This is a genomic window from Daejeonella sp. (assembly GCF_044232565.1).
Classification (GTDB): domain Bacteria; phylum Bacteroidota; class Bacteroidia; order Sphingobacteriales; family Sphingobacteriaceae; genus Daejeonella.
Map to the genome: position 1 here is coordinate 1 of NZ_JBIILQ010000008.1, position 25,999 is coordinate 25,999.

Genomic DNA, 25,999 nt, shown 5'->3' on the forward strand with positions numbered 1-25,999 from the left:
ATGCTAAATTTCAATCGGATATTGTCTCTGAAGATCGTTTCAATGATGGAAATGATGTTTCAGATGTAATCATTTATGATGGTGACGATATTAAATCAGGCGATACAATTGATATCGAGATGCAATCTATTGACCGAAATGTTTTTAAATACTACTTTTCTATAAGTCAGATTGGAGGAAATGGTGGTCCGCCAGTTGCACCCGCAAACCCGGACTCTAATTTTAACAATGGCGCACTCGGAATCTTTAGTGCTTATACCAAATCCACAATTACTGTTTTTGTGAAATAAAAAATACTAATTCAAAGTCCTTTCGTAAAAAAAGAGCTTCATTTTTGTATTTTGGCTTAAATTTTAAAGATACCTATGCGTTTTAAGTCAACTTTACTGATTTTTGCTGGATTAATTTTCACTCTTGCCTCTTGTTCATCAAATCCTTATGGACCCACAAATAAGGTTTATAAAAAACAAACAAAAGAGCTAAGTAAGGTTATTCGCACTAAACCGATAAATCCAAGTGGCGAAAATTTTGTAGGTACCACTAACTTCGGCCTGAGAAAGCCAAACTACGTAATCATACATCATACCGAGCAAAAATCTACCGAGCAGACGCTAAAAACATTTACATTGCCAAGAACACAGGTGAGTGCTCATTATGTAATTGGTAGAGATGGAGCAGTTTATCAAATGTTACATGATCTTTTAAGAGCCTGGCATGGTGGAGCAGCAAAATGGGGCAATTTAACTGATATTAATTCCGCATCCATTGGAATTGAACTTGACAATAATGGGCTTGAACCTTTTTCGGAAACGCAGATAAACAGCCTTTTAAAGGTACTTACAAAACTTAAAAAATCACATGGAATTCCGGCAGCCAATTTTATTGGTCACTCAGACATTGCTCCAGGCAGAAAAGTGGATCCCAATATTAATTTTCCATGGAAAACGCTTGCCGAAAAAGGTTTCGGACTATGGCAAGATTCTATTTTAGTTGATTCTGTGCCCGAATCTTTCAAGCACCTTGAGGCCCTCCGAATAATTGGATATGATATCAAAAATCCAGTAAACGCACAGAAATCTTTTCAATTGCATTTTGTGCAAAAAGATATTACAGGTGTGTTGAACGAGGAAGAGAAGAAAATACTCTTTAACCTTTATAAGAAATACCTATAAAAATTAAGATTTTTTAACCTCCTTGGCCCAACCATCTTTTAAGGTTACCGTACGATTAAAAACCAAGTGCTCTGGCCTTGAATCGGTATCAAGTGTAAAATAACCCTTTCGTATAAATTGATAACCAAAACCTGGTACAGCATTGGCCAAATCAGGCTCTATCAATGCATTTTTTATCACGGTTAGGCTTTCCGGATTAATATAATCTTTAAAATCACCATCCTCGTTTGAAGGGTCTTCTACACGAAATAATCGATCGTAAAGACGTATTTCAGCTGTTTTTGCAGTTTCAACATTTAACCAATGGATAGTTCCCTTTACATGAATGCCGCTGGTATCATTTCCACTCCTTGATTCAGGAATATAGGTACAGTGAATCTCGGAAATACGACCAGAAGCATCCTTTACAAAAGAATCACACTGAATGATATAGGCATGTTTTAAACGAACCATTAAGCCCGGACCTAAGCGAAAGTATTTCTTGGTAGGCTCTTCCATGAAATCATCTCTTTCTATCCAAAGCTCCGAACTAAATGGAATGGCACGAACACCTTCACCACCTTCAACCTCTGGATTATTTTCACCTTCCAGGGATTCAGTTTGCCCTTTTGGATAATTTGTGATGATTAGTTTAACAGGATCCATAATTGCCATTCTTCGCCAAGCCAACTTATTTAAATCTTCGCGAATACAAAACTCTAGTAAACTTAAATCAATTTGATTCTCTCGTCTAGCAACCCCAATTTTTTCGCTAAAATTACGAATAGAATAAGGTGTATATCCGCGGCGACGTAAACCACTAATGGTTGGCATCCGTGGATCATCCCACCCACTAACATAATTTTCATTTACTAATTGGAGCAACTTACGCTTGCTCATCACAGTATAATTGATATTTAAACGCGCAAACTCGTACTGCTTAGCAGGAAAAATATTTAGATTTTGTATAAACCACTCATACAAGGGGCGATGAGGAATAAATTCAAGAGTGCAAATGGAGTGGGTAATTTCCTCAATTGCGTCCGATTGCCCATGAGCAAAATCATACATGGGATAAATGCACCATTTATCACCAGTACGATGGTGGTGAGCTTGTTTAATGCGGTACATCAAAGGATCGCGAAGGTGCATGTTGGGTGAAGAGAGATCAATTTTTGCACGTAAAACCTTTGCGCCGTCTGGATATTTTCCGGCTTTCATTTCCGCAAAAAGCTGAATATTTTCTTCAATGCTTCTACTTCGGTTTGGTGTTGCTTTGCCTGGTTCCGTCGGACTTCCTTTGGCTAGGGCAATTTCTTCTGCTGTACTATCATCCACATAAGCCAAGCCCATCTCAATTAATTTTACTGCAAAATCATAGAGCTGATCAAAATAATCTGAAGAATATAATTCCTTATCCCATTCAAAACCAAGCCATTTTATATCCTCTCTAATACTATCTACATACTCCACATCCTCAGTTGTTGGGTTGGTATCATCAAATCTAAGATTGGTCTTACCATTATATTTTATAGCAAGTCCGAAATTCAAACAAATGGATTTAGCATGGCCAATATGCAGATAGCCATTGGGCTCTGGAGGAAATCGCGTTAAGATGCGACCACCATTTTTACCATTGCTGAGATCTTCCTCAATGATTTCCTCTAAAAAATTTAATGATTTTTCTTCGCTCATAACCGATTTAACATGGTACAAAAATAGCAAAATTTACTGTTTAGCCTTAACAATTTAGGATTGTGTGTTTTAAAAAGAACGGAGATTTTAGTACAAGCTGCAATGCAATTTTCTTCTTACTTTTACTCTGTGTAAATTTTGATTGAAAAATGAATCGTCCAATACGAATACTTGTTGCTAAAGTTGGCCTGGATGGGCACGATAGAGGAGCAAAAATTATCGCCACTTCTTTAAGGGATGCAGGGATGGAAGTAATTTATACAGGCTTAAGACAAACGCCAGAAATGGTGGTTAATACCGCCCTTCAAGAGGATGTTGATGCCATTGGGGTATCCATATTATCGGGCGCTCATATGACAGTTTTCCCAAAAATTATGCACTTCATGAAGGAAAAAGGCTTAAATGATGTCTTAGTAACGGGCGGTGGTATTATTCCAGATGATGATATGAAAATGCTCAATGACATGGGTGTTGGTAAACTTTTTCAACCGGGGACCAATACTCAAGAAATCGTTTCTTATATTACCGAATGGGTTAAAGAAAACCGAAATTTCTAAACATTTCGAATAAAAACTCTTTTAATATTAATCAACAATGCTATGGATTTAAATAACCTATTGGTAGAAATACGTGACCGTATTTTATACGTCACCATTAATCGTGAGAATAAATTAAACGCATTAAATAAGCTTACACTTGCCGAACTACATGATGTGATAACTCAATCATTTCAGGATGATTCTGTTGGTGGTATAATTATCTGTGGCGCAGGAGCCAAAGCTTTTGTTGCAGGGGCAGATATCTCGGAATTCGCGGATTTTAATGCCGATGAAGCCAGAGAGCTTGCACGTGAAGGACAAACCAAAGTTTTTGATGTGATACAAAACAGCGAAAAACCAATTATCGCGGCAATAAATGGGTTTGCACTTGGTGGCGGACTAGAACTTGCGATGGCATGCCACATTCGGATTGCCTCATCAACAGCTAAAATGGGACTCCCTGAAGTTAGCCTAGGTTTGATACCAGGCTATGGAGGAACACAACGGTTAAGTCAACTTATTGGCAGAGGAAGAGCATTAGAAATGATCCTAAAAGCAGATATGATCAGTGCGGAGGAAGCCTATAGAACTGGATTGGTAAACCATGTAGTAGAGCCTGATAACCTAATCGCAAAATCCGAAGAAATACTTAACAAAATTATGAGTCGCTCACCTTTTGCCGTTGGGTCGGCCATTAGAGCTGTAAATGCCGCTTATATTGAAGGCGAAAATGGATTTGAAGCCGAAATTACTGAGTTTTCAAATTGCTTCGGTTCTGAAGATTTTAAAGAAGGTGTTTCCGCATTTTTAGAAAAAAGACCTGCCAAATTTAAGGGGAAATAGGAAATCAATGATTTCTACTGTGCAGAAATTTTTGGTAAAAGATTATAGGGAGGAATAGGAAACAATTATTCCCATATTAAAAGAGATACCATCAATAAAATAAGCTCATAAAAATTTAAATACCATTATACAAACCATCCAAAATTAATTTAATAAAGCGGCTAGGTATAAAAATAAATTCCTTCTCAGGGAATTATTTAGCTTATCTACATAATTAAAAATCAGGATATTCATAAATTTAAAAATCCTAAAAACCTATTTATTTATTTATTGTTCTATTAATAGATTGAAAGAGCTTGATAATCGGACAGCGTTCAAATTTGGCTTGATTATTGGTTTAAAAGAATTGTATATTCAAAATAAAACTAGGTTAAAGCAATGCTTTAATAATCAAGATTATACCAAAATAAAATGGCTTTGAATACTCCTTTGTTATTCCAAAGCAAAATATTGAATTTAACAGTCTTTTTATACATAAACCAACAAAAGTCATGAACGATAACACAAAAATTTTAGCAGCCTTGCTCGCAGGAGTAGCAGCAGGAGTAGCAATCGGTATTTTATTTGCCCCTGATAAGGGATCTGAAACCCGTGAAAAAATTACAGATTCATTGAAGAATCTGGGAGATAGTATCAAGGATCGTACAGCGGATGAAATTAGTAATTTGAATAATTTCAAAGAAAAAGTGGTTGATGGTATTAAATCGACCTTGAAAACAGCTGAAAAGGAGTATTCAAAAACTCGTCATGCAGCTGAATCTTCTCTCGATAAAGTAGAGGGAGAATTAAATTCGGTAATACAATCTTAATTTAGATTCTTATGGAAGAGGAGGAATTTGAACATCAAAAACTTATTGAAAAAGTTACTGAGTATGTTATAGTTCGTAAAGATCTTGCCCTACTTAAAACCTTAGATAAAGGATCTCAACTATTTGCTAATTTATTAAGCGATGTTTTAGTTCTTGTATTTACGGTCTTAGCATTTTTGTTCGGTAGCTTTGCCTTGAGTTTTTACCTGTCCGAAATCTTAGGAAACTCATACAGTGGATTCCTTATTGTTGCCGGATTTTATTTGCTAGTAGCGATTATTCTAAATTCCATTAAAGATAAATACCTCGAAAAGAAGATCATGAATGTCATCATCGCCAAGTTTTTTAGAGATAGAAAATGAGAACAAAGATCCAAAATATAGAAGATTTACGTGCGGAAATTGACCGTTTAGGGCAAGTTCGATTAGAAATGGAGACTGAGCTTAAAATTGAAGTCGTCAAAATATCAGCCAAAATAACGGCACCTTTCCTACTTTTAAGCAAGCTGTATGATTTTCTGGGTTTTGGAAAAGGGAAATCAGAAAGTAAGGAAGGTGGAGATTGGCTATCCAGTATTTTACGTATCGGATTGCCCGTATTGATGAATAGATTTATTTATCCAAAATCAGGCTTTCTTATAAAAACATTTATTGGTCTACTCTCGCAAAACGCAGTTAAATCCATTAACAAGGATTTAATGATTACGATTATTGAAAAACTTAGCGATTGGATAAAATCAACTGGAAATAAAAGTAAAAAGAATCCCGAAATGGCAGATTATGGGATTCCACCCGACAGTGAAACATTTTAAGAAAACCTCTTTTTGAAAATAAAAGGGGGTTTTCTTAAACATAATTAGTTTTAAAATCTTCGTACACCAGCTTGATGCCCTCTTCTAATTCTATTTGATGTTTCCAACCCTTAGCATGTAGTTTTGAAACATCCATCAACTTTCGTGGCGTTCCATCTGGCTTCGACGTGTCAAAAACCAAATTACCTTCAAAACCAATTACCTTTTGAATAAGCAAAGCTAAATCTTTAATAGAAACATCACTTCCAGTACCAATGTTTATAAAACTAGATTCATTGTAATTTTGCATCAAAAAGAAACAGGCATTGGCTAAATCATCTGAAAATAAAAATTCACGCTTCGGACTTCCAGTACCTAATATAATCACCTCTGAAGCAGAATTTACCTTTGCCTCATGAAATTTTCGGATCAATGCCGGTAAAACGTGTGCATTTTGGGGATGATAGTTATCACCATAACCGTATAAATTAGTTGGCATTACCGAAATGAAATTGCAACCATACTGTTCACGGTAAGCTTCACACATTTTAATACCAGCAATTTTTGCAATGGCATAAGGTTCATTGGTGGGCTCGAGTAAACCGGTAAGTAAATATTCTTCCTTTAAAGGTTGAGGAGCCATTTTAGGGTAAATACAGCTTGATCCCAAAAACATAAGCTTCTTAACACCATGTACATAAGACTGATGAATTACATTCATCTGAATAGCGAGATTCTCGTAGATAAAATCAGCCTTATAGGTACTATTAGCTAAAATTCCACCCACTTTTGCGGCAGCCAAAAACACATAGTCGGGCTTTTCACTAGCAAAAAAATCGGCCACAGCCTGCTGATTTCTCAAATCAAGTTCCGCAGAAGTTTTAACTACCAAATTAAAAAATCCTTCGACCTCTAATTTGCGTAAAATGGCAGAACCTACCATCCCTCGGTGACCTGCGATATATATTTTTTGTCCTTTTTCCAATATTTTACAGTAATGAGGTAAAGATAAATTATTTTTACAGGCTTTAACAAAAGAAATGGGTAAGGATAAACTAAAACGCTTTGCTGAGATCACTGCTTTTGAGAATGTGATCGAACTTGAGGACGGAAAAATATTGAAGAGCCACTGGGCACCCTCACATTTTAAGAATAACAATCCTGTAATTCTTGAATTGGGATGCGGAAAGGGAGAATACACAGTAAACCTTGCCAAACTTTTTCCAGATATTAACTTCATAGGCATAGACTATAAAGGCAATCGGATATGGAGAGGAGCCAAAACAGCACTAGAAGAAAATATTCCAAATGTTGCTTTTTTAAGGATTCAAATAGAAAATCTATTGGATTATTTTTCAGAAAATGAAATCACTGAAATATGGATTACCTTCCCAGACCCTCAGCCTCAAATTAGCCGTGAAAAAAAACGACTTACCTCAGAAAGATTTCTGAGTATGTATAAAATACTGCTGCAAAGAAAAGCACCTATTCATTTAAAAACCGATAGCGACCTCTTGCACTCTTATACCAAAGAAAAAATTAAAAACCTAGGATTGTTAACACATACAAGCACAGAAGACCTTTATAAGTCTACATTAGTGGATGAGGTTCTTTCAATAAAAACTTATTATGAGAAGAAATATCTTGCTCATGATAAAAACATTAACTACTTAAAGTTTAGCTTCGAATAAATGGAGAAACTTGGTTTTTATGATCAGGTTTATCAGGTTGTTAGACTGATACCAAGCGGAAGAGTGACATCTTATGGTGCCATTGCTTCTTATTTAGGGGCTAAAGGATCAGCAAGAATGGTTGGTTATGCCATGAATGCGGCGCACAGTGCCTTCCCGCAAGTACCAGCGCAAAGAGTTGTAAATAGGAATGGTTTACTTACCGGTAAATTCCATTTTAACTCAGAAAATTTGATGAAACAACTATTAGAAAATGAAGGTGTTAAAGTCGAGAATGATGCGATTTTAGATTTTAAAAATAAATTTTGGGATCCTGCAATTGAACTCGATTTGAACATTTAAAAAACGAAAATAATTTAAAAAGACATGGGAAAAATGATCGAAGAATTCAATGCGTATCGCACTAAAATGAATGACCGCATCACGGAAACGGCAGATACCAATATCAAGCGATTTCTAGCACTGGATACAACATGCTATGCCGATGGAGCACTGAATGTAAAGACAAAAGAAATGCTTGGCCTTGTTGCATCTATGGTTTTACGCTGTGATGATTGTATAAAATATCACCTCGGTAAATGCCATGAAGAAGGAGTTAGTCATGAAGAAATGAATGAAATCTTCATGATTGCAAACTTGGTTGGTGGATCAATTGTAATTCCCCACTACCGTAGAGCGCTTGAGTATTGGGATGAGCTTCATGAAAAATAAGAAATTTGATGTTTGAAATTTTATGAAATTAACTGGCTTTCTCTTATAAATAAACTATAAATTGGATTCTGATAAAAAAATAATCCGGTGTACATGGTGCGGTACAGACCCTCTGTATGTAAAATACCATGATGAGGAATGGGGTAAACCTGTCTATGATGATCAAACATTGTTTGAATTTCTTATCTTAGAAAGCGCCCAAGCCGGATTAAGCTGGATTACGGTTTTAAGAAAACGTGAAAATTATCGCAAAGCATTCGCAAACTTTAACGCTCAAAAAGTGGCAGAGTTTTCGGAAGTAGACCTTGAACGTTTAATGAAGGATGAGGGAATCATCAGAAATAGATTGAAAATTTCCTCAACCATAAAAAATGCCAAATTGTTTTTGGAAATTCAAAAGGAGTATGGATCATTTTCAAATTATATATGGGGATTTTTGCCCGATAAAAAACCAATTATAAATTTTTGGCCAGACCATAAATCTATGCCAGCACAAACGGAACTTTCCAACCGCATCAGTTCGGATATGAAAAATCGAGGCTTTAAATTTTTTGGTAGCACCATCTGTTATGCTCATATGCAGGCTACAGGAATGATAAATGATCATATTGAAGGCTGTATAGCCAGATAAAACGGGATTATTCCCAAAAATGAAAATACCAATGAAAAAACTATTTCTCTTAGATGCATTTGCATTAATATACCGAGCTCATTTTGCGCTAAGTAAAAATCCTAGGTTTACTTCCAGCGGACTGAACACTTCAGCCATTATGGGATTCACAAATACCCTGCTTGAGGTTCTTAAAAAAGAAAATCCTAGCCACATGGCCGTGGTTTTTGATACCGCAGCCCCAACAGAGCGTCACACCGATTTCGCAGATTATAAAGCACATCGCGAAGCCATGCCCGAAGATTTATCGGCAGCAATTCCATACATAATCCGCTTAATTGAAGGTTTTAACATTCCTGTAATTTTTGCAGATGGATATGAAGCCGACGATTTAATTGGAACATTGGCTAAAAAAGCGGAAAAAGAGGGTTTTACAGTCTATTGTATGACTCCCGATAAAGATTTTGGTCAACTCGTTTCAGAAAATATCTTCATCTATAAACCCGCCAGAATGGGTAATGGAATGGAAATTTTAGGGGTCAAAGAAATACTTGAAAAATGGGAAATTGAACGCGTTGAACAAGTAATAGATATTTTAGGACTTTGGGGAGATGCCGTAGATAATATTCCCGGAATTCCCGGAATTGGTGAAAAAACAGCGAAGCTTCTCATTAAACAATATGGCTCAATAGAAAATATCATCAAAAATAGCCATGAGCTGAAAGGGAAATTAAAGGAAAACGTTGAAAATTTTGCAGAGCAGGGTATAATTTCAAAAAAATTGGCTACCATATTACTCGATGCTCCCGTAGAGCTTGATGTTACTGCTTTACATGTTGATGAGCCTAACCGCGAAGTGCTTGAAGCTCTTTTTGCAGAGCTTGAATTTCGTACGCTTGGTCGCCGTGTTTTTGGTGATGATTTTCAGGTTGCAGAAGTAAAATCGGCGAGTGCAGCTAATGGCCAAATGGATCTTTTTGGATCAAATAATAATGATTCTACTAGTCAAGCCCCAAATCATGACAATACGCACTTAAAAGATACTCCAGTAAGTTTTAAAAACATCAATAATACCACACACCATTACGAGTTGGTTGATAGCTCAGAAAAAATAACCAAGCTAATTTCAACACTAGCTTTGCAAAAAGCTTTCTGTTTTGATACAGAAACTACCGGACTAGATGCCAATAATTGTGAGCTTGTAGGGCTTTCATTCAGTGTGAAACCAGGCGAAGGCTGGTACATCCCTCTTCCAGCAGATCAAACAGAATGCAAAAAAATAGTCCATGAGTTTAAATCTGTTTTTGAGAACCCACAAATAGCAAAAATTGGGCAGAACCTCAAATATGATATTTTAGTCCTTAATTGGTACGAAATTCATGTTCAAGGAGAGTTGTTCGACACGATGCTTGCTCATTACCTAATCGACCCTGATTCTAGACACAATATGGATCTTCTTGCCGAAAATTACCTTCAATATACACCTGTAAGCATCACGAGCTTGATTGGCCAAAAAGGTAAAAACCAAGGCAGCATGAGAGATATTGCCGTTGAACTGGTTAAAGAATATGCTGCAGAAGATGCAGACATTACCATCCAACTTAAAAATATTTTTGAGCCTTTACTCAAATCATTAAATGCCTGGAAATTAGCAGTTGAAGTTGAAAACCCACTTGTTTATGTTTTAGCTGATATTGAACGTGAAGGGGTAAAAATTGATCAAAATGCACTTTTAGAAATCTCTAAAACTCTTGAAATTGATTTAAGACAGCTTGAACAGAATATTTACGAAAAAGCGGGTGTAAAATTCAATATAGCCTCTCCTAAACAGTTGGGTGAAGTGCTTTTTGATAAACTAATGCTAGATCCACAAGCAAAGAAAACAAAAACCGGACAGTACCAAACCGGTGAGGATGTTTTAAGTAAACTTGCTAATAAAAGTGATATTGTTGCCGATATTCTCGATTTTAGACAACTCCAAAAGCTAAAATCAACTTATGTAGATGCACTTCCTCAAATGATCAATAAAAAAACTGGACGCATACATACCTCTTATAATCAGGCAGTTGCAGCTACTGGAAGATTGAGTTCCAATAATCCTAACCTTCAAAATATTCCTGTGCGTACCGAACGTGGAAAAGAAGTGAGAAAAGCATTTATCCCTAGAGATGAGAATCATGTTCTACTTTCGGCCGACTATTCTCAGATAGAATTGAGGATTATTGCAGAAATCAGTAAAGATGAAAACATGATGGAAGCATTTGTGCAGGGCCATGATATTCATACCGCCACTGCAGCCAAGGTTTATGGTGTTAGTCTGGAGGAAGTAAGCTCCACACAAAGAAGAAATGCAAAAGCGGTAAACTTTGGAATTATTTATGGTCAGTCGGCCTTCGGACTTTCACAGAACCTAGGCATTCCAAGAAAGGAGGCCGCAGAAATTATTGAAAACTACTTCAATACCTATCCTGGAATAAAGAGATATATGAATGATACCATGAACTTTGCTAGAGAGAATGGATATGTTGAAACAATTATGGGCCGCAGACGTTATTTAAGGGATATCAATTCGGCAAACCAAACGGTACGTGGCTTTGCAGAGCGAAATGCAATCAATGCACCAATTCAAGGTTCAGCAGCAGACATGATCAAAATCGCCATGATTCGGATTCATCAGGATATAAAAGACCAAAAACTGAACTCTAAAATGACCATGCAGGTTCATGATGAATTGGTATTTGATGTACCAAAGTCGGAGTCTGAACAAATGAAAAAAATCATTCAAGACCGAATGCAAAATGCAATCAGAATGAAAGTGCCTATCCTAGTAGAAGTTGGCGAAGGTACAAACTGGCTAGAAGCACATTAAATTCTACTTTAAGCTTAGGTGCATTGCATTCATCAAATTGGTTTTGAAATTAATTGAGATAATTTATGAATGCAATGCACCTAAGTGCAGAATGTTATCCAGTGGCCAAGGTTGGCGGACTAGGAGATGTTGTTGGAGCACTTCCAAAATACCTGTGTAGGGCAGGCATCAATGCATCTGTAGTATTACCCTATTATGATCGCAAATTTGTTAGAGAAAATACATTTGACCTTGAGTATAAATCAAGCCTTACTGTTGGTAAGCACGTTTATCACTACCAAATTTTAAAAGAAAGCAAACGCCAGCTAGGTTTTGATCTATTTTTAATTCATATTCCCGGATTACTCGATCGTCCGGAAATTTATTCTTACCCCGATGAAATTGAGCAATTTATAAGCTTTCAAATTTGTTTTCTCGACTGGATTGTAAAATCAGATAAGAAGCCAGATCTCATTCATTGCCATGATCACCATTCAGGCCTCGTGCCATTTTTAGCTTTACATTCATACCCCTTTAAATCGCTAGCTAGCATTCCTACAATTTGTACCATTCACAATGCCGAATATCAAGGATGCTTGGGTTGGGATAAAATTGCGTTATTACCTGAATTTGATTCAAGTAAATCCGACTTGTTAAGCTGGGACACATGCATTAACTCACTAGCGGCATCGGTAAAGTGCGCGCGCAAATTCACAACCGTATCACCTTCTTACCTAGAAGAACTTTCTAGAAATTCAAATGGACTTGAAAAACTTTTCCAGAAGGAAAAAAGGAAAGGTTTAGGAATAATTAATGGTATTGATATCCAAGTTTGGGATCCCAATCAAGATCCCATGATCTATAAAAACTATTGTACAGAAACAGTAGATCAAGGGAAAAAAGAAAATAAATTCCAATTATGTAAAGCATTTGGCTTAAACCCGGAAAAACCACTCTTGGTTTTTATTGGCCGACTCGTTTTAGAGAAAGGTGCGGATCTATTGCCCGAAGCAATCAATCGTTGCCATAAAAACTTTGATGGGAAATTAAATATTCTAATACTTGGTTCAGGAGATCCTTTAACGGAAAATGCATTGAAAGAAATTAGTTTAAAACACAGCAAACATTTTGGACTTTACATTGGTTATAATGAAGAACTCGCGCATCGCATGTATGCCGGTGCAGATTTCTTACTAATGCCTTCTAGAGTTGAGCCATGCGGTTTAAATCAGCTTTATGCCCTCCGTTATGGGATGGTACCCATAGTTCATAAAACCGGTGGATTAAAAGACACTGTAATTGATCTGGAGAATAAGAATGGATATGGATTAACCTTTGATAATCTATCCATTGAATGCCTCATTAAGGCTATTGAAAGGGCCATTGAGCTATACTCAGACCAAGAGAAATTAACAGAGACAAGAAAAAAGATGATGAGATTGAATTTTTCTTGGGCTCAATCAAGTAAGGAATATATTAAGCTATATAAGAACATATTAAGCGGTTAAAATGAATTCGAAAGTTATATCAGTAGTGTTAGGTGGCGGACAAGGTTCGCGATTGTATCCATTAACCGATACCCGTTCCAAACCTGCAGTACCTATAGCTGGAAAATATAGACTGGTAGATATTCCCATATCAAACTGCCTAAATTCTGGTATTGAACGAATTTTTGTGTTAACCCAATTCAATTCAGCATCTCTAAATAAACACATCAAAAACACATACCATTTCAGCTTTTTTAGCGAGGCCTTTGTGGATATTCTCGCGGCTGAGCAAACTCCCAGTAATAGCACTTGGTTTCAGGGCACAGCCGATGCGGTACGGCAGAGCCTTAATCATCTAGAACAGCATGATTGTGATTATATTCTTATCCTTTCCGGTGATCAATTATACCAAATGGATTTTGAGGAAATGATTAAAAACCATGAAAAAAATGGAGCCGGCATCAGCATTGCAACCATACCTGTTAATGCTCATGATGCCAGCGATTTTGGGATTTTAAAATCTGATGAAAATAATATAATCACCTCCTTCATTGAAAAACCCAAAAAAGAATTACTTCCGGAATGGAAGTCGGATGTAAATGAAACGCTAAAGTCTAAGGGTAAAGAGTATCTAGCATCAATGGGGATTTACCTATTCAATAGGGATTTACTTTTTCAGCTCCTTGAAAATAATACGATGACCGATTTCGGAAAGGAAATAATCCCTAATTCTATCGCTAATCATAAAGTATTAAGTTATCAATTTGAAGGTTATTGGACAGATATCGGGAATATTCATTCCTTTTTTGAGGCAAATATTGGATTAACAGATGATATCCCAGAATTTAACCTATTCGATAAAAAACCAATCTTCACTAGGGCTAGGATGCTGCCCCCCTCAAAAATATTGGGTACAACCTTAGAAAAAACAATTGTTGCCGATGGATGTATCATCCATGCCAGCCGAATTGAACGCACTGTAATTGGAATAAGAACCAGAATTGGTACAGGTACTACTATTGTTAATACTTATGTAATGGGAGGAGATCGTTATCAAACGCTAAAGGAATTAAAAAAAGCAGATGAGTCAAATACACCAATCATGGGCATAGGAGAACGTTGCTATATTAAAAATGCAATCATTGATAAAAACTGTTTTATTGGGAATGATGTCCGAATAAATGGGGGAACACACCTGAGTGATGGCGACTTTAAAACCCACACCATAAAAAATGGAATTGTGGTAGTTAAAAAAATGGCAGTAATCCCCAATGGGACAATCATTTAATGCCCCAATATTACTTATTTCCGAACAAACCGCCTAGGCCACCCATCATATTACGAGTAGCTGCCTGCATTTCGGTCTGATGCACATTTTCTGCCTGCTCCAAAACCTTGTTCATTGCAGTCAATAATAAATCCTCGAGCTCTTCGCGATCAGCAGCTGCCAGAAACTCGGGATCAATGGTAAGTCCCGTAAAATGCTTATTAGCAGTTGACGTTATTCTAATCTTCCCACCTTCTACTTCTGCCGAAACAGAAATATTATCCAAACGTTTTTTGATCTCTTCGGCCATTTGCTGGGCCTGTAAAATTTTGTCGAACATGGCTAAAATATATGTTAAAATTATAAATCAAATGTGCTTAAAGCAGAATTAATCCTCATCATCAGAGGACGTATTTTGACCAGTTCCCGAATAAGCGCTTCTTCTAACCACTGGCATACCCGCAGCAATAAAAAGATCATCCAATTTCAACAGACTCCCATTGGTTAGGTTAGTCAATAAAATTATGGTCACATCTTTATCAAGTTGGCGCAAATAAATATGACGGAAACCATGCCACCAACCTGTATGGTAAACAACTTTATGCTTTCCTTCTACAAAAGTACGCCAGCCATAGCCATAATTAAAATGCCCTTTTTGCATTTCATTACGGGGTGCGTAAATTGAATCCATTGTTGAGCCTTCCAATAATTGGCCCTTTCTCATGGCCCTATCGAACAAATAAAGATCATGAATAGTACTATAAATACCTTTATCACCAACTGGGCCATCTAAAAAGTTTTGTGCCACAGACCGTCGCCAGTTTCGGTCATGACCCACCACGTCGACCGGTATTTTATCATATTCAGCCTTTGAGTATACCGCTGTCTGCTTCATTCCCAGAGGCGTGAAAATATTTTCCTTCATAAATTGAGAATATTTTTGTCCGCTAACCTTTTCAATAATTGCAGCCAAAACCATATAGTTTGAATTATTATAATGGAATTTTCGATCTGGTTTCATGTAAGGAGCTGGCTTATGCTCGGCAATTTGCTTCATTACCTCTTGATTGGTAACTCCTATACGCTGATTTTTTTTCTGAGCTTTCCATAGATCATCGATAAAATAAACATAATTCATCATGCCCGATCGATGTGTCAGTAATAATTTAACTGTAATGCCGTCGTAAGGAAAATCAGGGAAAAACTCTTTCACATCTTGATCCAATTTAAGCTTTCCATTTTCCACCAGCATCATAACTGCAGTGGAGGTAAAAGTCTTGGTAATTGAAGCCAGTTCAAACACAGAGTTGATTTTTAAACTGTCGCGATGTAAATAATCTGCCCAGCCAATAGCCTTCTCATAAATTATTTTTCCATTTTTTGCAACAAGCACATTTCCATTAAATCCCGACCTTTTATGGATTTTCATCATAAAATCATCAATTCTCTTGTCCGCCTTTTTAGGATCATAACGTAAAGCAATACTATCTAATTTCTCATCAGGTTGCGTTCTCTCCTTTGGTTTTTTATCAGGTTCGGAGCTACAAGCCTGAATAAGAATTATATAAGCTGAAATTAATAGTAGTTTACGTAGATATTGGTTCATTCTTAAATCTTTTTGACAATATTAATGCCGAAAATTAGAAAATATTATACTCAGCACAACAAAAGAGTTATAAACAATCCGGAAGTGGAGCGTGATTTTTTTTAAAAGAAACATTGTAAAATCTGTAATTTTGGGCCCAAGACTAGGTAAAAAAATCTAAATTTGCAATTTAACAAACAATTCCATTCCAATGACTTACAGAATAGAACACGATACGATGGGCGAAGTAAAAGTGCCTGCAGATAAATACTGGGGAGCACAAACTGAACGCTCAAGAAATAATTTCAAAATTGGTCCCGAAGCATCAATGCCGAAAGAAATAATTGAAGCTTTTGCCTATCTTAAAAAGGCAGCCGCATTTACCAATGTAGATAGCGGAATTTTGTCAATCGAGAAACGTGATCTTATTGCACAAGTTTGTGATGAAATTTTATCGGGCACGCTTGCTTCCGAATTTCCGCTGGTAATCTGGCAAACAGGTTCAGGCACTCAGTCTAACATGAACGTAAATGAGGTTATTGCCAATCGATCTCACGTTTTACAAGGTCATAAGCTTGGAGAAGGAAGTACTTTTATTCACCCAAATGATGACGTTAATAAATCTCAGTCATCAAACGATACCTATCCAACAGCCATGCACATTTCAGCCTATAAAATGGTGATGGAAGTGACTATTCCAGGTGTTGAAAAACTCCGTGATGCACTTCAGGTGAAAGTAGAAAAGTTTAAAGATGTTGTCAAAATTGGCCGTACCCACTTAATGGATGCAACTCCCTTAACATTAGGTCAGGAATTTTCAGGTTATGTTTCGCAACTTAACCACGGACTAAAAGCATTGAGAAATACATTGGAGCATTTATCAGAATTAGCACTCGGTGGCACTGCGGTTGGTACAGGAATTAATACTCCAAAAGGCTACGATGTAAAAGTGGCAGAATATATTGCTAAGTTTACGGGACTTCCTTTTATAACTGCAGAAAATAAGTTTGAAGCACTTGCCGCACACGATGCGATTGTTGAAAGCCATGGTGCACTAAAGCAAATTGCAGTTTCTTTGATGAAAATTGGAAATGATATCCGCCTCCTTGCTTCCGGACCGCGTTCCGGAATTGGAGAAATCCATATTCCCGATAATGAGCCAGGTTCCTCTATCATGCCTGGAAAAGTAAATCCGACTCAGAATGAAGCCATTACCATGGTTGCCGCTCAAGTTATGGGAAATGATGTTACAATCAGCATCGGTGGATCAAATGGTCACTATGAACTAAATGTGTTTAAGCCTGTAATGGCAGCCAATTTTTTACAATCTGCACGCTTAATTGGTGATGCCTGTGTTTCATTTACAGATAATTGCGTGTCGGGTATCGAGCCAAATTATGAAGGTATTAAAAAACATCTTGAAAACTCTCTCATGCTTGTTACCGCTTTAAATCCACATATCGGATATGAAAACGCGGCAAAAATTGCAAAAAAAGCATTGAAAGAAAATAAATCACTCAGAGAAGCTGCCCTAGATCTTGGTTTACTAAGCAATGAGCAATTCGACCAGTGGGTACGCCCTGAAGAAATGATTGGCGGATTAAAATAATTCATCATGCCAATCTACTTTAGAGAGGCTTTTAAAACATCAAAATGGCAAAACACGTTTATTGGTTTTTATTCATATTGAGCGTTCTTGCCTTTACATCTTGTAAATTTAATCCCAACCTTCAAGGAAAGGGAACAGAAAGTTTACAAGGGGTTTGGGAGGAAGATTCTGTTGATTATCAGGATCAAAAATTGCAGTACTCCAAGCATAAGTTTCGCTTTACGTGCGATTCTGTATATGTTACCATAGAAACATTTGCAAAAGTAAATAGGTATCAAGATTCTTGCTTTAACAAGGGAAGATGGACAGAATACGCTAAAGGAACCTATCTAACCAAGGACGATACGCTACTTGTTACAGCTACATTTACAAAATCTAATTTTAAACAAAAAATTTCAGGTTGTTACCGAATTGGACAATACATTCCAGCCTTTGTAATCAGAAAAAATACATCAGATAGCCTATATTTGGAAAGTATACAAGAACACCTACAACTAAAATTAGCATTAAAAGATAGAACGGTATGCGTTCAAAAACCACTAAACTAAACTTATTATGAAATTTTGGTCCCTAAAAAAACTATTTTTTGCCGCCATTTTGCTGAATATCCCTTTTCAAAGTATGGCATGGGGTATGCTTGGTCATCGAGTTGTTGCACAAGTTGCTGAGAGTTATTTAAGCAAGAAAGCTAGCCGAGAAGTAAAAAATATTCTTGGTCACGAGAGCATGGCTATGGCCAGTAACTGGGCCGACTTTATAAAATCTGAACCCGCTTATGATTATTTAGGTAATTGGCATTATATCAATTTACCGGCAGGCATGAGCACAGAAAAGCTTGAAAAATATCTACAAAATGACACCACAACAAATGCCTACACTCGTATTAATTTTCTAAGTTCTGAACTTAAAAATAAGGCACTCGCAAAAGAAAAAAAGGTGATGTACCTCAGGATTTTAATTCACATAGTGGGCGATGTACATCAACCTATGCATACGGGTCGTTTTGAGGACTTAGGGGGAAATAAAGTGCAGTTAAAATGGTTTGGTCAAAACACCAATTTGCACCGTGTATGGGATAGCGATATGCTTGACAATCAAAATCTTAGCTATACAGAATATACTCATTCAATCAATTTTCTAGATAAAAAAAGACTTCATTCTCTCCAGCAAGAGGGTGCCACAAAATGGATTATCAATTCCTATAAAATCAGCGAAAACCTATACTCAAAGGTAAAAAATGATGATAAATTGAGCTATAGATACATCTATGACAACATCGAAACTGCCAACCAACAATTACTAAATGGTGGAGTACATTTGGCTGCTTTACTAAATGATATTTTCAAAAATTAATTAATAAAGCCGCTAAAATCTATGAAGATATTAATGGTTTGTTTAGGAAATATCTGTCGTTCACCCTTAGCTCATGGTATTCTAGAGCACATGGCCAAAGAAAAAGGCCTAAACTGGGAGATTGATTCGGCAGGAACTGGAAACTGGCATATTGGTGAGCAACCCGACAAGCGATCAATTGCCATAGCTAAAAAATATGGGCTAGATATTAGCATGCAATCATGCAGACAATTCCAGCGCATTGATTTTGAGACTTTTGACCATATTCTGGTAATGGATCAGAACAATCTTTCGGATGTAATTTCTCTGGCAACAACAGATGCTCACTTTGCTAAAGTTCGTCTGTTTCTTAATAATGGCATTGTACCTGACCCTTACCAAGACGACTCACTATTTGATCCAGTTTATCAAATGATTCAAAAACGTTGTCAGGAGCTTATTAAGGAGCTCAGTACTAATCGTTAAGCTTCTACTCTTTTTGTACATTTGAAACATGGCAATTATCAAACCGTCTATTCCTAAAGGAACCCGTGATTTTTCTGCAACCGAAATGGTAAAACGTAATCATATTTTTAATACGATTAGTTCAGTATTTAAAAAATATGGTTATCAGGAGATTCAAACCCCTACGATGGAAAATTTGACAACCCTAACCGGTAAATATGGGGATGAGGGGGATAAGTTAATTTTTAAAGTTTTAAATTCCGGCGATTATCTTTCGAATATTAATACCGAAAAATTAGAAAGTCGCAGCTCTCAAGCACTTATATCAGAAATAAGCGAAAAGGCACTTCGTTACGACCTTACCGTTCCATTTGCACGTTATGTAGTGATGCATAGAAATGAAATTTCTTTCCCATTTAAACGATTTCAGATACAGCCGGTTTGGCGTGCCGACCGACCACAAAAAGGAAGGTATCGCGAGTTTTATCAGTGTGATGCAGATGTTGTTGGATCTGAAAGCTTGATTAATGAGGCTGAGTTTATTTTGATTTATCATGAAGCTTTAATTAAACTCGGTCTAAAAGATTTTACCATTAAAATCAATAATCGCAAGGTTTTATCAGGGATAGCTGAAATTATTGGAAAACCACAACTCATTGTGGATATGACCGTTGCCATTGATAAGTTGGATAAAATAGGTCTCGATGGGGTAATTAAAGAATTGCTTGAAAGAGGGTTTAATGAACAAGATATTGAAAAATTAAAGCCAATAATCTTGCTTAGCGGGTCAAATGAAGAAAAACTAAAGAGCCTGCGCTCAGCACTTTCTTCTTCCCAAGTCGGACTTAAAGGTATTACCGAGATTGAAAGTATTTTCAATTATTTAGAGCTACTAACAAGTCAGACTCAAGAATCAGCAAAACAGAACCTTGAATTAGATATTACCCTGGCCAGAGGATTAAACTATTATACCGGAGCAATTTTTGAGGTTAAAACCAATGAAGTTGCAATGGGTAGCATTGGTGGTGGTGGTCGTTATGATGATCTTACCGGAATGTTCGGCCTGAGCGACTTAACAGGCGTGGGAATATCATTTGGTGCCGACCGCATCTATGATGTGCTGGAGGAGCTTAAACTATTCCCAGAGGGCACTTCAGAAAGCACTAAAGTACTTATTAGTAATTTTGATGAGCAGGCCGAAAGTTTTGCGCTTCCTCTATTACAAAAGTTAAGAAATGCAGGCATCAGCGCCGAAATTTACCCATCATCTGCCAAGCTTAAAAAGCAAATGACCTATGCGGATGATAAAAATATCCCTTTCGTAATATTGATTGGAAGCGATGAAATGGAAAGCGGATTATTAACGCTCAAAAATATGAAGAGTGGTGAACAGCAGAAGTTATCGGCGGATCAAATAATCGGACTATTATTAGCTTAACTTTCTTATCTCAACCCAATTCTAGATTATCCTACCATAAAAATTTATCAGCATTCAATGGCAATCTGTTTTCTTGCAGACAAACCATTGGTATGATTTCACAAGAGATTAGTACAGAAATTTCTGTCACTAATCTTTTAGGTAAGTCTCGATAAATCATAGATTAGTCATAAAAAATTTGAAAGCTCTAACAAAGCTTTTTAATCTTTAATTTTATTTATAGTATATTATAAATCAGATGATTGTGTTAAAATTCTGATTTCTACTACTGAGCGGGGCTTTCCCAAATAGAATTAATAAAGCCCTGTTTATTTGTTTTCTAAGTTTTATAGTAAAATGGGTATAATCTATCATCATCTAAAAAATAAAAATTTATGGAACGTAAAGATTTTCTAGCCGCACTAGGATTAGGAGCTGGCTCATTAATTGTGTCATCATGTCTTGGAGCCTGTGGAAAAAGCGATTCGGCAACACCATCATCTGGAACACCTACAAGCGGTGGCAACACAAAAATTGATTTTACAATTAACGTAAGTACCAATTCAGACATAAGCGCAAAAGGCTGGACCATCCAAAATAATATAATTATCGCTAAAAACGGATCTAATTATATTGCGGTTTCTGGCGTATGCACACATCAAGGCGCAACTATAACCTATAATACGACAAATAATAATTTTCCTTGTTCCTTAAGTGGAGCAGGACACGGGTCTGTTTTTGACGCAAACGGCGCAAGAACACAGGGTCCTGCAATTTCAAATTTGAAAAAATATAACACTTCACTTAGCGGCGACTCTTTAAGAGTATTTGAGTCTTAATATAAAGCTTAGGAGCGCTATGAAAAAAATATATTTTCTATTACTACTAATTGTACCCTTAATTTCTCAGGCACAAGAAGACCTAATGGCAATGTTGTCTGATAGCAATGAGGTGTTTATAAAATCTGGAACATTCAAAGCAAGTCGCATAATAAATGGACATTCAGTTGAAACCGTTGGGAAAAACAATTTAGATTTTATTATTTCACACCGTTTTGATAGAATTAATAGAGGTTTTGACGATTTTTTTGGATTAGATGCGGCAACAAACCGTCTTGGATTAGAATATGGTGTTAATGATCGTTTAACACTTGGGATGGGAAGAAGTTCTTTTCAAAAATTATATGATTTTTTTGGAAAGTATAGATTGTTGCGCCAATCTACCGGTGCATCAAATATGCCAATATCTTTAACTGTATTTACCAATTATTCTCTTATAACACAAAACTCAACACCTAACATCTCGGCTTATGATCGAAGTAGTTATACCAACCAACTTTTAATTGCGAGAAAGTTTAATGAAGCTTTTTCACTACAAATATCCCCAACAATTATCCACCGGAATAGACCTGATTTTATTAATGATTCCAAAACAATACTTGCCACAGGCATTGGAGGTAGAATGAAAATTACTAAAAGAACATCAATTAATGGTGAATATAATTACGTATTCCCTAATCAGATTGACGATAACTATACCAATAATCTCTCCTTTAGTTTTGATTTAGAAACTGGAGGACATGTTTTTCAACTACTCTTAACAAATTCATTTGGTATGACAGAAAGACAATTCATAACGGAGACAAATGGTAGTTGGGGAAGCGGAGACATTCATTTTGGGTTTAATATTTCAAGAACTTTCTCATTTGAGAAAAGAAAGAAGAATAATCTATGAAACAAATTGCATTAGCTGGAATATTATTATTTATAAGTTTTTACTCGTTTGCACAAAAGCAGCTTTATACTTTAAAAAGCAGTGAATTAGCTTTTTTTTCTAAAACTCCATTAGTCGATATTGAAGCCAATAATATAAAAGCCAATTCAATCATTAATATTAATAATGGTGAAGTTGTTCTACGTATTCCAATTAATCAGTTTCAATTTAGTAATAAATTAATGCAACAGCACTTTAATGAAAACTATTTGGAAAGTGAAAAGTACCCCTATGCTAGTTTTAAAGGTAAAATAAACGAGTCTCTAGACTTTTCCAAATCTGGGGTTTACAAGATTAGTGCAACTGGGACGCTGAACATTCATGGGGTAGATCAAGTAAGGACTTTAAATGGGCAATTATCTATCAACGGAAATTCCTTAAATCTTCAATCGCAATTTGATGTAATGCTTGTTGATCATAAAATAGATATCCCAAAACTTGTTTTTAAGAAGATAGCTGAAAAAATAGCAGTCAATGCAAAACTAAATTATGTTCCATATACCAATTAATAGTGATTTAACACCTGTTTTTGGTATTCTCCATCTGAACCAAATCATAGAAATTAATTAGAGGGCAAAAAAAAGCTAACAGTTCTAAACAAATAAAGCCCCAAAGGAAATGGCCAAACATAAATGAAACCTATCAAACTTAGAAGCCTTTTTCAGAATGAATATTTTTTGTTAAAATAAACTGCAGAATTGGCTTTATAAACCTTTTGAAGAATCCCCTAAATAAACACTCAATAATATATACAGGGTTTCTTTTTTGAAAATTTAAAAAAATCTCTCAATGATAAAATAAATTAACAAATATTGGTTATTTCTAAACGTTTGGGATACTACAGAGAAAGAACATTAAAAATTCAACTAAACAGATTGGAAATTAAACGGTCAAATATTATTGATAATCAATGTATTAACTAATATTTACTCCGTATAAACTTTACTTTTCTATTTCACATAAGGGCTTATTGTAATTATTTATTTATACTTTCGTTTTCATTATTTATCTATTTTTCAAGCCCGTTTAAGTTTGAAATAAATCATAAATAATTATTAATATTTTTAATAATTATTTATGGCTTATTTACAAAGCCACAAATAATTTAAAAAACCCCACAACTGTAAAGCTCATTATGATTAACCCTTTATCGAACGAAAACATACCACCCAAGCATATCAGTTTTATAAACATTATTTTAAAAAACTCAAATGCACCCGTAAAAACGGTATTGTTCTATACCGTTTTATCGGGGGTAGCTAACGCAGGTTTATTATCAGTGATAAATAGTGCATCAAATTCAGCTAACAATGGCACTGTTAATATTAGATATGTTGCTCTTTTTGCTATTGAAATAGCAATTTTTTATATAACCAAGCGCTATATCCTCAGAAAATCTGTTGAAATTGTTGAGGTATCTATTTACAATATCCGTCTTCGGCTTTTAGAAAAATTGCGCAATTGCGAATTATTTGCGATGGAGCTTATTGGCAAATCAGAAATATTTACCCGAATCTCTAATGATGCGAATTTTATTTCACAATCTGCCGCTGTGATTGTCAATGCAACTCAGGCAATTGTGCTTGTATTTTTCACATTGCTTTACATTGCTTATTTATCTTTCAAGGCATTTTTGATAACTGTTGCAGTCATTTCATTTGGCACAACTTATTATTTACGTAGGCAAAAAGAAATAAATCAAGAGTTAAGGGAAGTAAATCTTAATGAAACTGCATTATATGATCAAGTAGAAAATCTAATCAATGGCTTTAAGGAGATAAAGATTAACGCTCTTAAAAATGACAACCTATTTAATGATATAAAGGAAACATCTACAGTAGGTAAGGATACTAAAATAAAAACAGGCTTACGGTTTGTTGTGGGCTTTATGTTTTCTGAAATGGTATTTTATTTACTGCTTGCAGCAGTAGTATTTTTACTGCCACAGTTTAATAACATGTTTCCAAGCACCTTAACCCGGCTTACAGCGGCAATTTTATTTATAATTGGTCCATTAGAGAATATAGTATCAACCATTCCTTTGTTTATCAAAGCTAATATTGCAACAGACAACATTCAAAAGCTAGAAAGCAGAATTGATGAAGCTAAAAACATAAATTCTCAACAAATCCCTTCTTCAGATTTATTGAAATTTGAAAAAATTGAGCTTAAAGATTTAGTGTTTAAATACGTTGATGAAGATCGACAATCAACTTTTGCTCTTGGCCCAATTAATTACACCATCAAAAAAGGCGAGATTTTGTGCATTGTAGGAGGTAATGGCAGTGGTAAATCCACCTTCCTTAAATTATTAACTAGTCTCTATCAATCAGAATCTGGAACGCTTAGCTTAAATGATGTTTCTATTACTGCTCAAAACTATCTGCAATACCGGGCGCTATTCTCCATTGTGTTTACAGATTTTCATCTGTTCCCTAAAATTTACGGCGTGGAAAAGCTAAGTGCAGAAAAGGTAAATGAGTTTATCGAACTAATGGGATTAAAAGGAAAGACATTTTTTGATGGAGAGAAGTTTACAAACGTTAAACTTTCAACTGGGCAGCGTAAAAGGCTTGCTTTTATCTGTTGTTTACTTGAAGATAAACCAATTATGGTTTTGGATGAGGTAACTGCCGATCAGGATCCTGAATTTAAGAAATTTTTCTATTTAACTATTTTACCGGATTTAAAAAAGCAAGGAAAGACCATTATCATGGTATCTCACGATGATAAATACTTTGAACAATTTGACAGGATAGTTAAGATGGAATACGGTAAACTAGTAGATTACTAAATAGCTTAACCAAATAAATGAGCGAAAGATTTATGTTTCATAATTATGAAAAATACAAAAATGTTGTTTCGATTTTACTTGAGCGTCATAACGACTCTTTACAAAAACAAGTAACTTTTGTAAAAGACTCTCAAACCGAAGACAACATTACATACTATGAGCTCATCAATGATGCAAAAAAGCTACTCTCCTACATACAGGCAAAGGGGATTAAAAAAGGTGACGAATTAATCATTCAGTTAGAGGATAACAGAAGATTTTTAACCGCCTTTACTGCCTGCTTATTGGGCAATATTATCGCTGTACCGCTGGTTACTGGTACGCAAGATGAACATAAAAGAAAAGTAAAAAATGTATGGGCAAAAATGAAAAGCCCGTATCTATTAGGTGATCAGGAAGTTTTAAAAAAATTGGAGCTTTTTTTTTTAGATACTTATCCCGCAGATTCCAAATGGTGGAAAAATATTCAGGATTCTATTTATGAATGGCCCTCTACAATTCATGAAATGGCTGATGCTGAAATTGATGAAAATGCAATCCCAAATGATATTGCCTATCTCCAATTTTCATCCGGTTCAACGGG

General features: G+C 35.8%; 27 protein-coding genes and 1 pseudogene. 24 read left to right on the top strand and 4 right to left on the bottom strand.

Going from position 1 to position 25,999, the window contains the following annotated elements:
- Together ACILQF_RS01170 and ACILQF_RS01175 are read left to right on the top strand one after the other, a co-directional pair.
- Positions 1–290: pseudogene (locus ACILQF_RS01170) on the top strand (DUF4249 domain-containing protein); the annotation flags it as partial.
- A gap of 75 nt (positions 291–365) precedes the next feature.
- The gene (locus ACILQF_RS01175; protein ID WP_395625577.1) at positions 366–1,172 is read left to right on the top strand and encodes an N-acetylmuramoyl-L-alanine amidase; all 807 of its coding nucleotides are present in this window, start codon (positions 366–368) and stop codon (positions 1,170–1,172) included.
- A gap of 3 nt (positions 1,173–1,175) precedes the next feature.
- Here ACILQF_RS01175 and ACILQF_RS01180 read toward each other — a convergent pair whose 3' ends face one another.
- Positions 1,176–2,846, bottom strand: a complete 1,671-nt coding sequence (locus ACILQF_RS01180; RefSeq protein ID WP_395625578.1) for a glutamine--tRNA ligase/YqeY domain fusion protein — start codon at positions 2,844–2,846, stop codon at positions 1,176–1,178.
- A 149-nt stretch (positions 2,847–2,995) separates the two neighbouring features.
- Here ACILQF_RS01180 and ACILQF_RS01185 point away from each other — a divergent pair, with 149 nt between their 5' ends.
- The 5 genes from ACILQF_RS01185 (at position 2,996) to ACILQF_RS01205 (ending at position 5,848) form a co-directional block, all read left to right on the top strand.
- On the top strand, positions 2,996–3,403 hold the full coding sequence (locus tag ACILQF_RS01185; RefSeq protein ID WP_395625579.1) for a cobalamin B12-binding domain-containing protein: 408 nt from the start codon (positions 2,996–2,998) through the stop codon (positions 3,401–3,403).
- A 42-nt stretch (positions 3,404–3,445) separates the two neighbouring features.
- On the top strand, positions 3,446–4,228 hold the full coding sequence (locus ACILQF_RS01190; RefSeq protein WP_395625580.1) for an enoyl-CoA hydratase/isomerase family protein: 783 nt from the start codon (positions 3,446–3,448) through the stop codon (positions 4,226–4,228).
- 491 nt (positions 4,229–4,719) lie between these two features.
- Positions 4,720–5,037: a YtxH domain-containing protein gene (locus ACILQF_RS01195; protein WP_395625581.1), complete on the top strand. Its 318-nt coding sequence runs from the start codon at positions 4,720–4,722 to the stop codon at positions 5,035–5,037.
- Positions 5,038–5,048: 11 nt separating this feature from the next.
- On the top strand, positions 5,049–5,399 hold the full coding sequence (locus tag ACILQF_RS01200) for a phage holin family protein (RefSeq protein WP_395625582.1): 351 nt from the start codon (positions 5,049–5,051) through the stop codon (positions 5,397–5,399).
- Positions 5,396–5,848 carry a hypothetical protein gene (locus tag ACILQF_RS01205; RefSeq protein ID WP_395625583.1) on the top strand — a complete coding sequence of 151 codons (453 nt, stop codon included), beginning with the start codon at positions 5,396–5,398 and terminating at the stop codon, positions 5,846–5,848. Before ACILQF_RS01200 ends, ACILQF_RS01205 begins: the two co-directional genes overlap by 4 nt.
- A 34-nt stretch (positions 5,849–5,882) precedes the next feature.
- Here ACILQF_RS01205 and ACILQF_RS01210 read toward each other — a convergent pair whose 3' ends face one another.
- Positions 5,883–6,812 carry a GDP-L-fucose synthase family protein gene (locus tag ACILQF_RS01210; protein WP_395625584.1) on the bottom strand — a complete coding sequence of 310 codons (930 nt, stop codon included), beginning with the start codon at positions 6,810–6,812 and terminating at the stop codon, positions 5,883–5,885.
- A gap of 55 nt (positions 6,813–6,867) precedes the next feature.
- Here ACILQF_RS01210 and trmB point away from each other — a divergent pair, with 55 nt between their 5' ends.
- The 7 genes from trmB to ACILQF_RS01245 all read left to right on the top strand — a co-directional run bounded on the left by trmB (position 6,868) and on the right by ACILQF_RS01245 (position 14,462).
- The gene (gene trmB, locus ACILQF_RS01215) at positions 6,868–7,518 is read left to right on the top strand and encodes a tRNA (guanosine(46)-N7)-methyltransferase TrmB (protein ID WP_395625585.1); all 651 of its coding nucleotides are present in this window, start codon (positions 6,868–6,870) and stop codon (positions 7,516–7,518) included.
- The gene (locus ACILQF_RS01220; RefSeq protein ID WP_395625586.1) at positions 7,519–7,860 is read left to right on the top strand and encodes an MGMT family protein; all 342 of its coding nucleotides are present in this window, start codon (positions 7,519–7,521) and stop codon (positions 7,858–7,860) included.
- A 24-nt stretch (positions 7,861–7,884) separates the two neighbouring features.
- Positions 7,885–8,229 carry a carboxymuconolactone decarboxylase family protein gene (locus ACILQF_RS01225; RefSeq protein ID WP_395625587.1) on the top strand — a complete coding sequence of 115 codons (345 nt, stop codon included), beginning with the start codon at positions 7,885–7,887 and terminating at the stop codon, positions 8,227–8,229.
- 61 nt (positions 8,230–8,290) lie between these two features.
- Positions 8,291–8,860 carry a DNA-3-methyladenine glycosylase I gene (locus tag ACILQF_RS01230; protein ID WP_395625588.1) on the top strand — a complete coding sequence of 190 codons (570 nt, stop codon included), beginning with the start codon at positions 8,291–8,293 and terminating at the stop codon, positions 8,858–8,860.
- Positions 8,861–8,891: 31 nt separating this feature from the next.
- Positions 8,892–11,708: a DNA polymerase I gene (polA, locus tag ACILQF_RS01235; RefSeq protein ID WP_395625589.1), complete on the top strand. Its 2,817-nt coding sequence runs from the start codon at positions 8,892–8,894 to the stop codon at positions 11,706–11,708.
- 65 nt (positions 11,709–11,773) lie between these two features.
- Positions 11,774–13,195 carry a glycogen synthase gene (locus ACILQF_RS01240; protein WP_395625590.1) on the top strand — a complete coding sequence of 474 codons (1,422 nt, stop codon included), beginning with the start codon at positions 11,774–11,776 and terminating at the stop codon, positions 13,193–13,195.
- Between the two features lies 1 nt (position 13,196).
- Positions 13,197–14,462 carry a glucose-1-phosphate adenylyltransferase gene (locus ACILQF_RS01245; RefSeq protein WP_395625591.1) on the top strand — a complete coding sequence of 422 codons (1,266 nt, stop codon included), beginning with the start codon at positions 13,197–13,199 and terminating at the stop codon, positions 14,460–14,462.
- Between the two features lie 10 nt (positions 14,463–14,472).
- Here the strand turns inward: ACILQF_RS01245 and ACILQF_RS01250 are convergent, their stop codons facing one another.
- Positions 14,473–14,781 carry a YbaB/EbfC family nucleoid-associated protein gene (locus tag ACILQF_RS01250; RefSeq protein WP_395625592.1) on the bottom strand — a complete coding sequence of 103 codons (309 nt, stop codon included), beginning with the start codon at positions 14,779–14,781 and terminating at the stop codon, positions 14,473–14,475.
- Between the two features lie 48 nt (positions 14,782–14,829).
- Positions 14,830–16,047, bottom strand: a complete 1,218-nt coding sequence (locus ACILQF_RS01255) for a serine hydrolase domain-containing protein (RefSeq protein WP_395625593.1) — start codon at positions 16,045–16,047, stop codon at positions 14,830–14,832.
- 190 nt (positions 16,048–16,237) lie between these two features.
- On the opposite strand from ACILQF_RS01255, the gene fumC reads away from it, so the two are divergent.
- The 10 genes from fumC to ACILQF_RS01305 all read left to right on the top strand — a co-directional run.
- Positions 16,238–17,635 (top strand): class II fumarate hydratase, encoded by a 1,398-nt coding sequence (fumC, locus tag ACILQF_RS01260; protein ID WP_395625594.1) that lies wholly within the window; start codon positions 16,238–16,240, stop codon positions 17,633–17,635.
- 44 nt (positions 17,636–17,679) lie between these two features.
- On the top strand, positions 17,680–18,183 hold the full coding sequence (locus ACILQF_RS01265) for a fumarate hydratase (RefSeq protein WP_395625595.1): 504 nt from the start codon (positions 17,680–17,682) through the stop codon (positions 18,181–18,183).
- A gap of 7 nt (positions 18,184–18,190) precedes the next feature.
- On the top strand, positions 18,191–18,988 hold the full coding sequence (locus ACILQF_RS01270) for a S1/P1 nuclease (protein WP_395625596.1): 798 nt from the start codon (positions 18,191–18,193) through the stop codon (positions 18,986–18,988).
- Positions 18,989–19,009: 21 nt separating this feature from the next.
- Entirely contained in the window at positions 19,010–19,453 is a 444-nt protein-coding gene (locus ACILQF_RS01275) for a low molecular weight protein-tyrosine-phosphatase (RefSeq protein WP_395625597.1), read from the top strand.
- 28 nt (positions 19,454–19,481) lie between these two features.
- Positions 19,482–20,870 (top strand): histidine--tRNA ligase, encoded by a 1,389-nt coding sequence (hisS, locus tag ACILQF_RS01280; protein WP_395625598.1) that lies wholly within the window; start codon positions 19,482–19,484, stop codon positions 20,868–20,870.
- 374 nt (positions 20,871–21,244) lie between these two features.
- Complete coding sequence (locus tag ACILQF_RS01285; RefSeq protein ID WP_395625599.1) at positions 21,245–21,688, top strand: ubiquinol-cytochrome c reductase iron-sulfur subunit; 444 nt, start codon at positions 21,245–21,247, stop codon at positions 21,686–21,688.
- Between the two features lie 19 nt (positions 21,689–21,707).
- Positions 21,708–22,583: a DUF5777 family beta-barrel protein gene (locus tag ACILQF_RS01290; RefSeq protein WP_395625600.1), complete on the top strand. Its 876-nt coding sequence runs from the start codon at positions 21,708–21,710 to the stop codon at positions 22,581–22,583.
- Positions 22,580–23,131 carry a YceI family protein gene (locus ACILQF_RS01295; RefSeq protein WP_395625601.1) on the top strand — a complete coding sequence of 184 codons (552 nt, stop codon included), beginning with the start codon at positions 22,580–22,582 and terminating at the stop codon, positions 23,129–23,131. The genes ACILQF_RS01290 and ACILQF_RS01295 overlap by 4 nt, the downstream gene beginning before the upstream one ends.
- A gap of 626 nt (positions 23,132–23,757) precedes the next feature.
- On the top strand, positions 23,758–25,416 hold the full coding sequence (locus ACILQF_RS01300) for a cyclic peptide export ABC transporter (RefSeq protein WP_395625602.1): 1,659 nt from the start codon (positions 23,758–23,760) through the stop codon (positions 25,414–25,416).
- 17 nt (positions 25,417–25,433) lie between these two features.
- The coding region (locus tag ACILQF_RS01305; protein ID WP_395625603.1) for an AMP-binding protein at positions 25,434–25,999 on the top strand (566 nt) is incomplete at its 3' end.

Coding starts and splice junctions, on each gene's coding strand:
- ACILQF_RS01175 (WP_395625577.1), top strand. CDS start 366: ATGCGTTTTAAGTCAACTTTACTGATTTTTGCTGGATTAATTTTCACT.
- ACILQF_RS01180 (WP_395625578.1), bottom strand. CDS start 2,846: ATGAGCGAAGAAAAATCATTAAATTTTTTAGAGGAAATCATTGAGGAA.
- ACILQF_RS01185 (WP_395625579.1), top strand. CDS start 2,996: ATGAATCGTCCAATACGAATACTTGTTGCTAAAGTTGGCCTGGATGGG.
- ACILQF_RS01190 (WP_395625580.1), top strand. CDS start 3,446: ATGGATTTAAATAACCTATTGGTAGAAATACGTGACCGTATTTTATAC.
- ACILQF_RS01195 (WP_395625581.1), top strand. CDS start 4,720: ATGAACGATAACACAAAAATTTTAGCAGCCTTGCTCGCAGGAGTAGCA.
- ACILQF_RS01200 (WP_395625582.1), top strand. CDS start 5,049: ATGGAAGAGGAGGAATTTGAACATCAAAAACTTATTGAAAAAGTTACT.
- ACILQF_RS01205 (WP_395625583.1), top strand. CDS start 5,396: ATGAGAACAAAGATCCAAAATATAGAAGATTTACGTGCGGAAATTGAC.
- trmB (WP_395625585.1), top strand. CDS start 6,868: ATGGGTAAGGATAAACTAAAACGCTTTGCTGAGATCACTGCTTTTGAG.
- ACILQF_RS01220 (WP_395625586.1), top strand. CDS start 7,519: ATGGAGAAACTTGGTTTTTATGATCAGGTTTATCAGGTTGTTAGACTG.
- ACILQF_RS01225 (WP_395625587.1), top strand. CDS start 7,885: ATGGGAAAAATGATCGAAGAATTCAATGCGTATCGCACTAAAATGAAT.
- polA (WP_395625589.1), top strand. CDS start 8,892: ATGAAAAAACTATTTCTCTTAGATGCATTTGCATTAATATACCGAGCT.
- ACILQF_RS01240 (WP_395625590.1), top strand. CDS start 11,774: ATGAATGCAATGCACCTAAGTGCAGAATGTTATCCAGTGGCCAAGGTT.
- ACILQF_RS01245 (WP_395625591.1), top strand. CDS start 13,197: ATGAATTCGAAAGTTATATCAGTAGTGTTAGGTGGCGGACAAGGTTCG.
- ACILQF_RS01250 (WP_395625592.1), bottom strand. CDS start 14,781: ATGTTCGACAAAATTTTACAGGCCCAGCAAATGGCCGAAGAGATCAAA.
- ACILQF_RS01255 (WP_395625593.1), bottom strand. CDS start 16,047: ATGAACCAATATCTACGTAAACTACTATTAATTTCAGCTTATATAATT.
- fumC (WP_395625594.1), top strand. CDS start 16,238: ATGACTTACAGAATAGAACACGATACGATGGGCGAAGTAAAAGTGCCT.
- ACILQF_RS01265 (WP_395625595.1), top strand. CDS start 17,680: ATGGCAAAACACGTTTATTGGTTTTTATTCATATTGAGCGTTCTTGCC.
- ACILQF_RS01270 (WP_395625596.1), top strand. CDS start 18,191: ATGAAATTTTGGTCCCTAAAAAAACTATTTTTTGCCGCCATTTTGCTG.
- ACILQF_RS01275 (WP_395625597.1), top strand. CDS start 19,010: ATGAAGATATTAATGGTTTGTTTAGGAAATATCTGTCGTTCACCCTTA.
- hisS (WP_395625598.1), top strand. CDS start 19,482: ATGGCAATTATCAAACCGTCTATTCCTAAAGGAACCCGTGATTTTTCT.
- ACILQF_RS01285 (WP_395625599.1), top strand. CDS start 21,245: ATGGAACGTAAAGATTTTCTAGCCGCACTAGGATTAGGAGCTGGCTCA.
- ACILQF_RS01290 (WP_395625600.1), top strand. CDS start 21,708: ATGAAAAAAATATATTTTCTATTACTACTAATTGTACCCTTAATTTCT.
- ACILQF_RS01295 (WP_395625601.1), top strand. CDS start 22,580: ATGAAACAAATTGCATTAGCTGGAATATTATTATTTATAAGTTTTTAC.
- ACILQF_RS01300 (WP_395625602.1), top strand. CDS start 23,758: ATGATTAACCCTTTATCGAACGAAAACATACCACCCAAGCATATCAGT.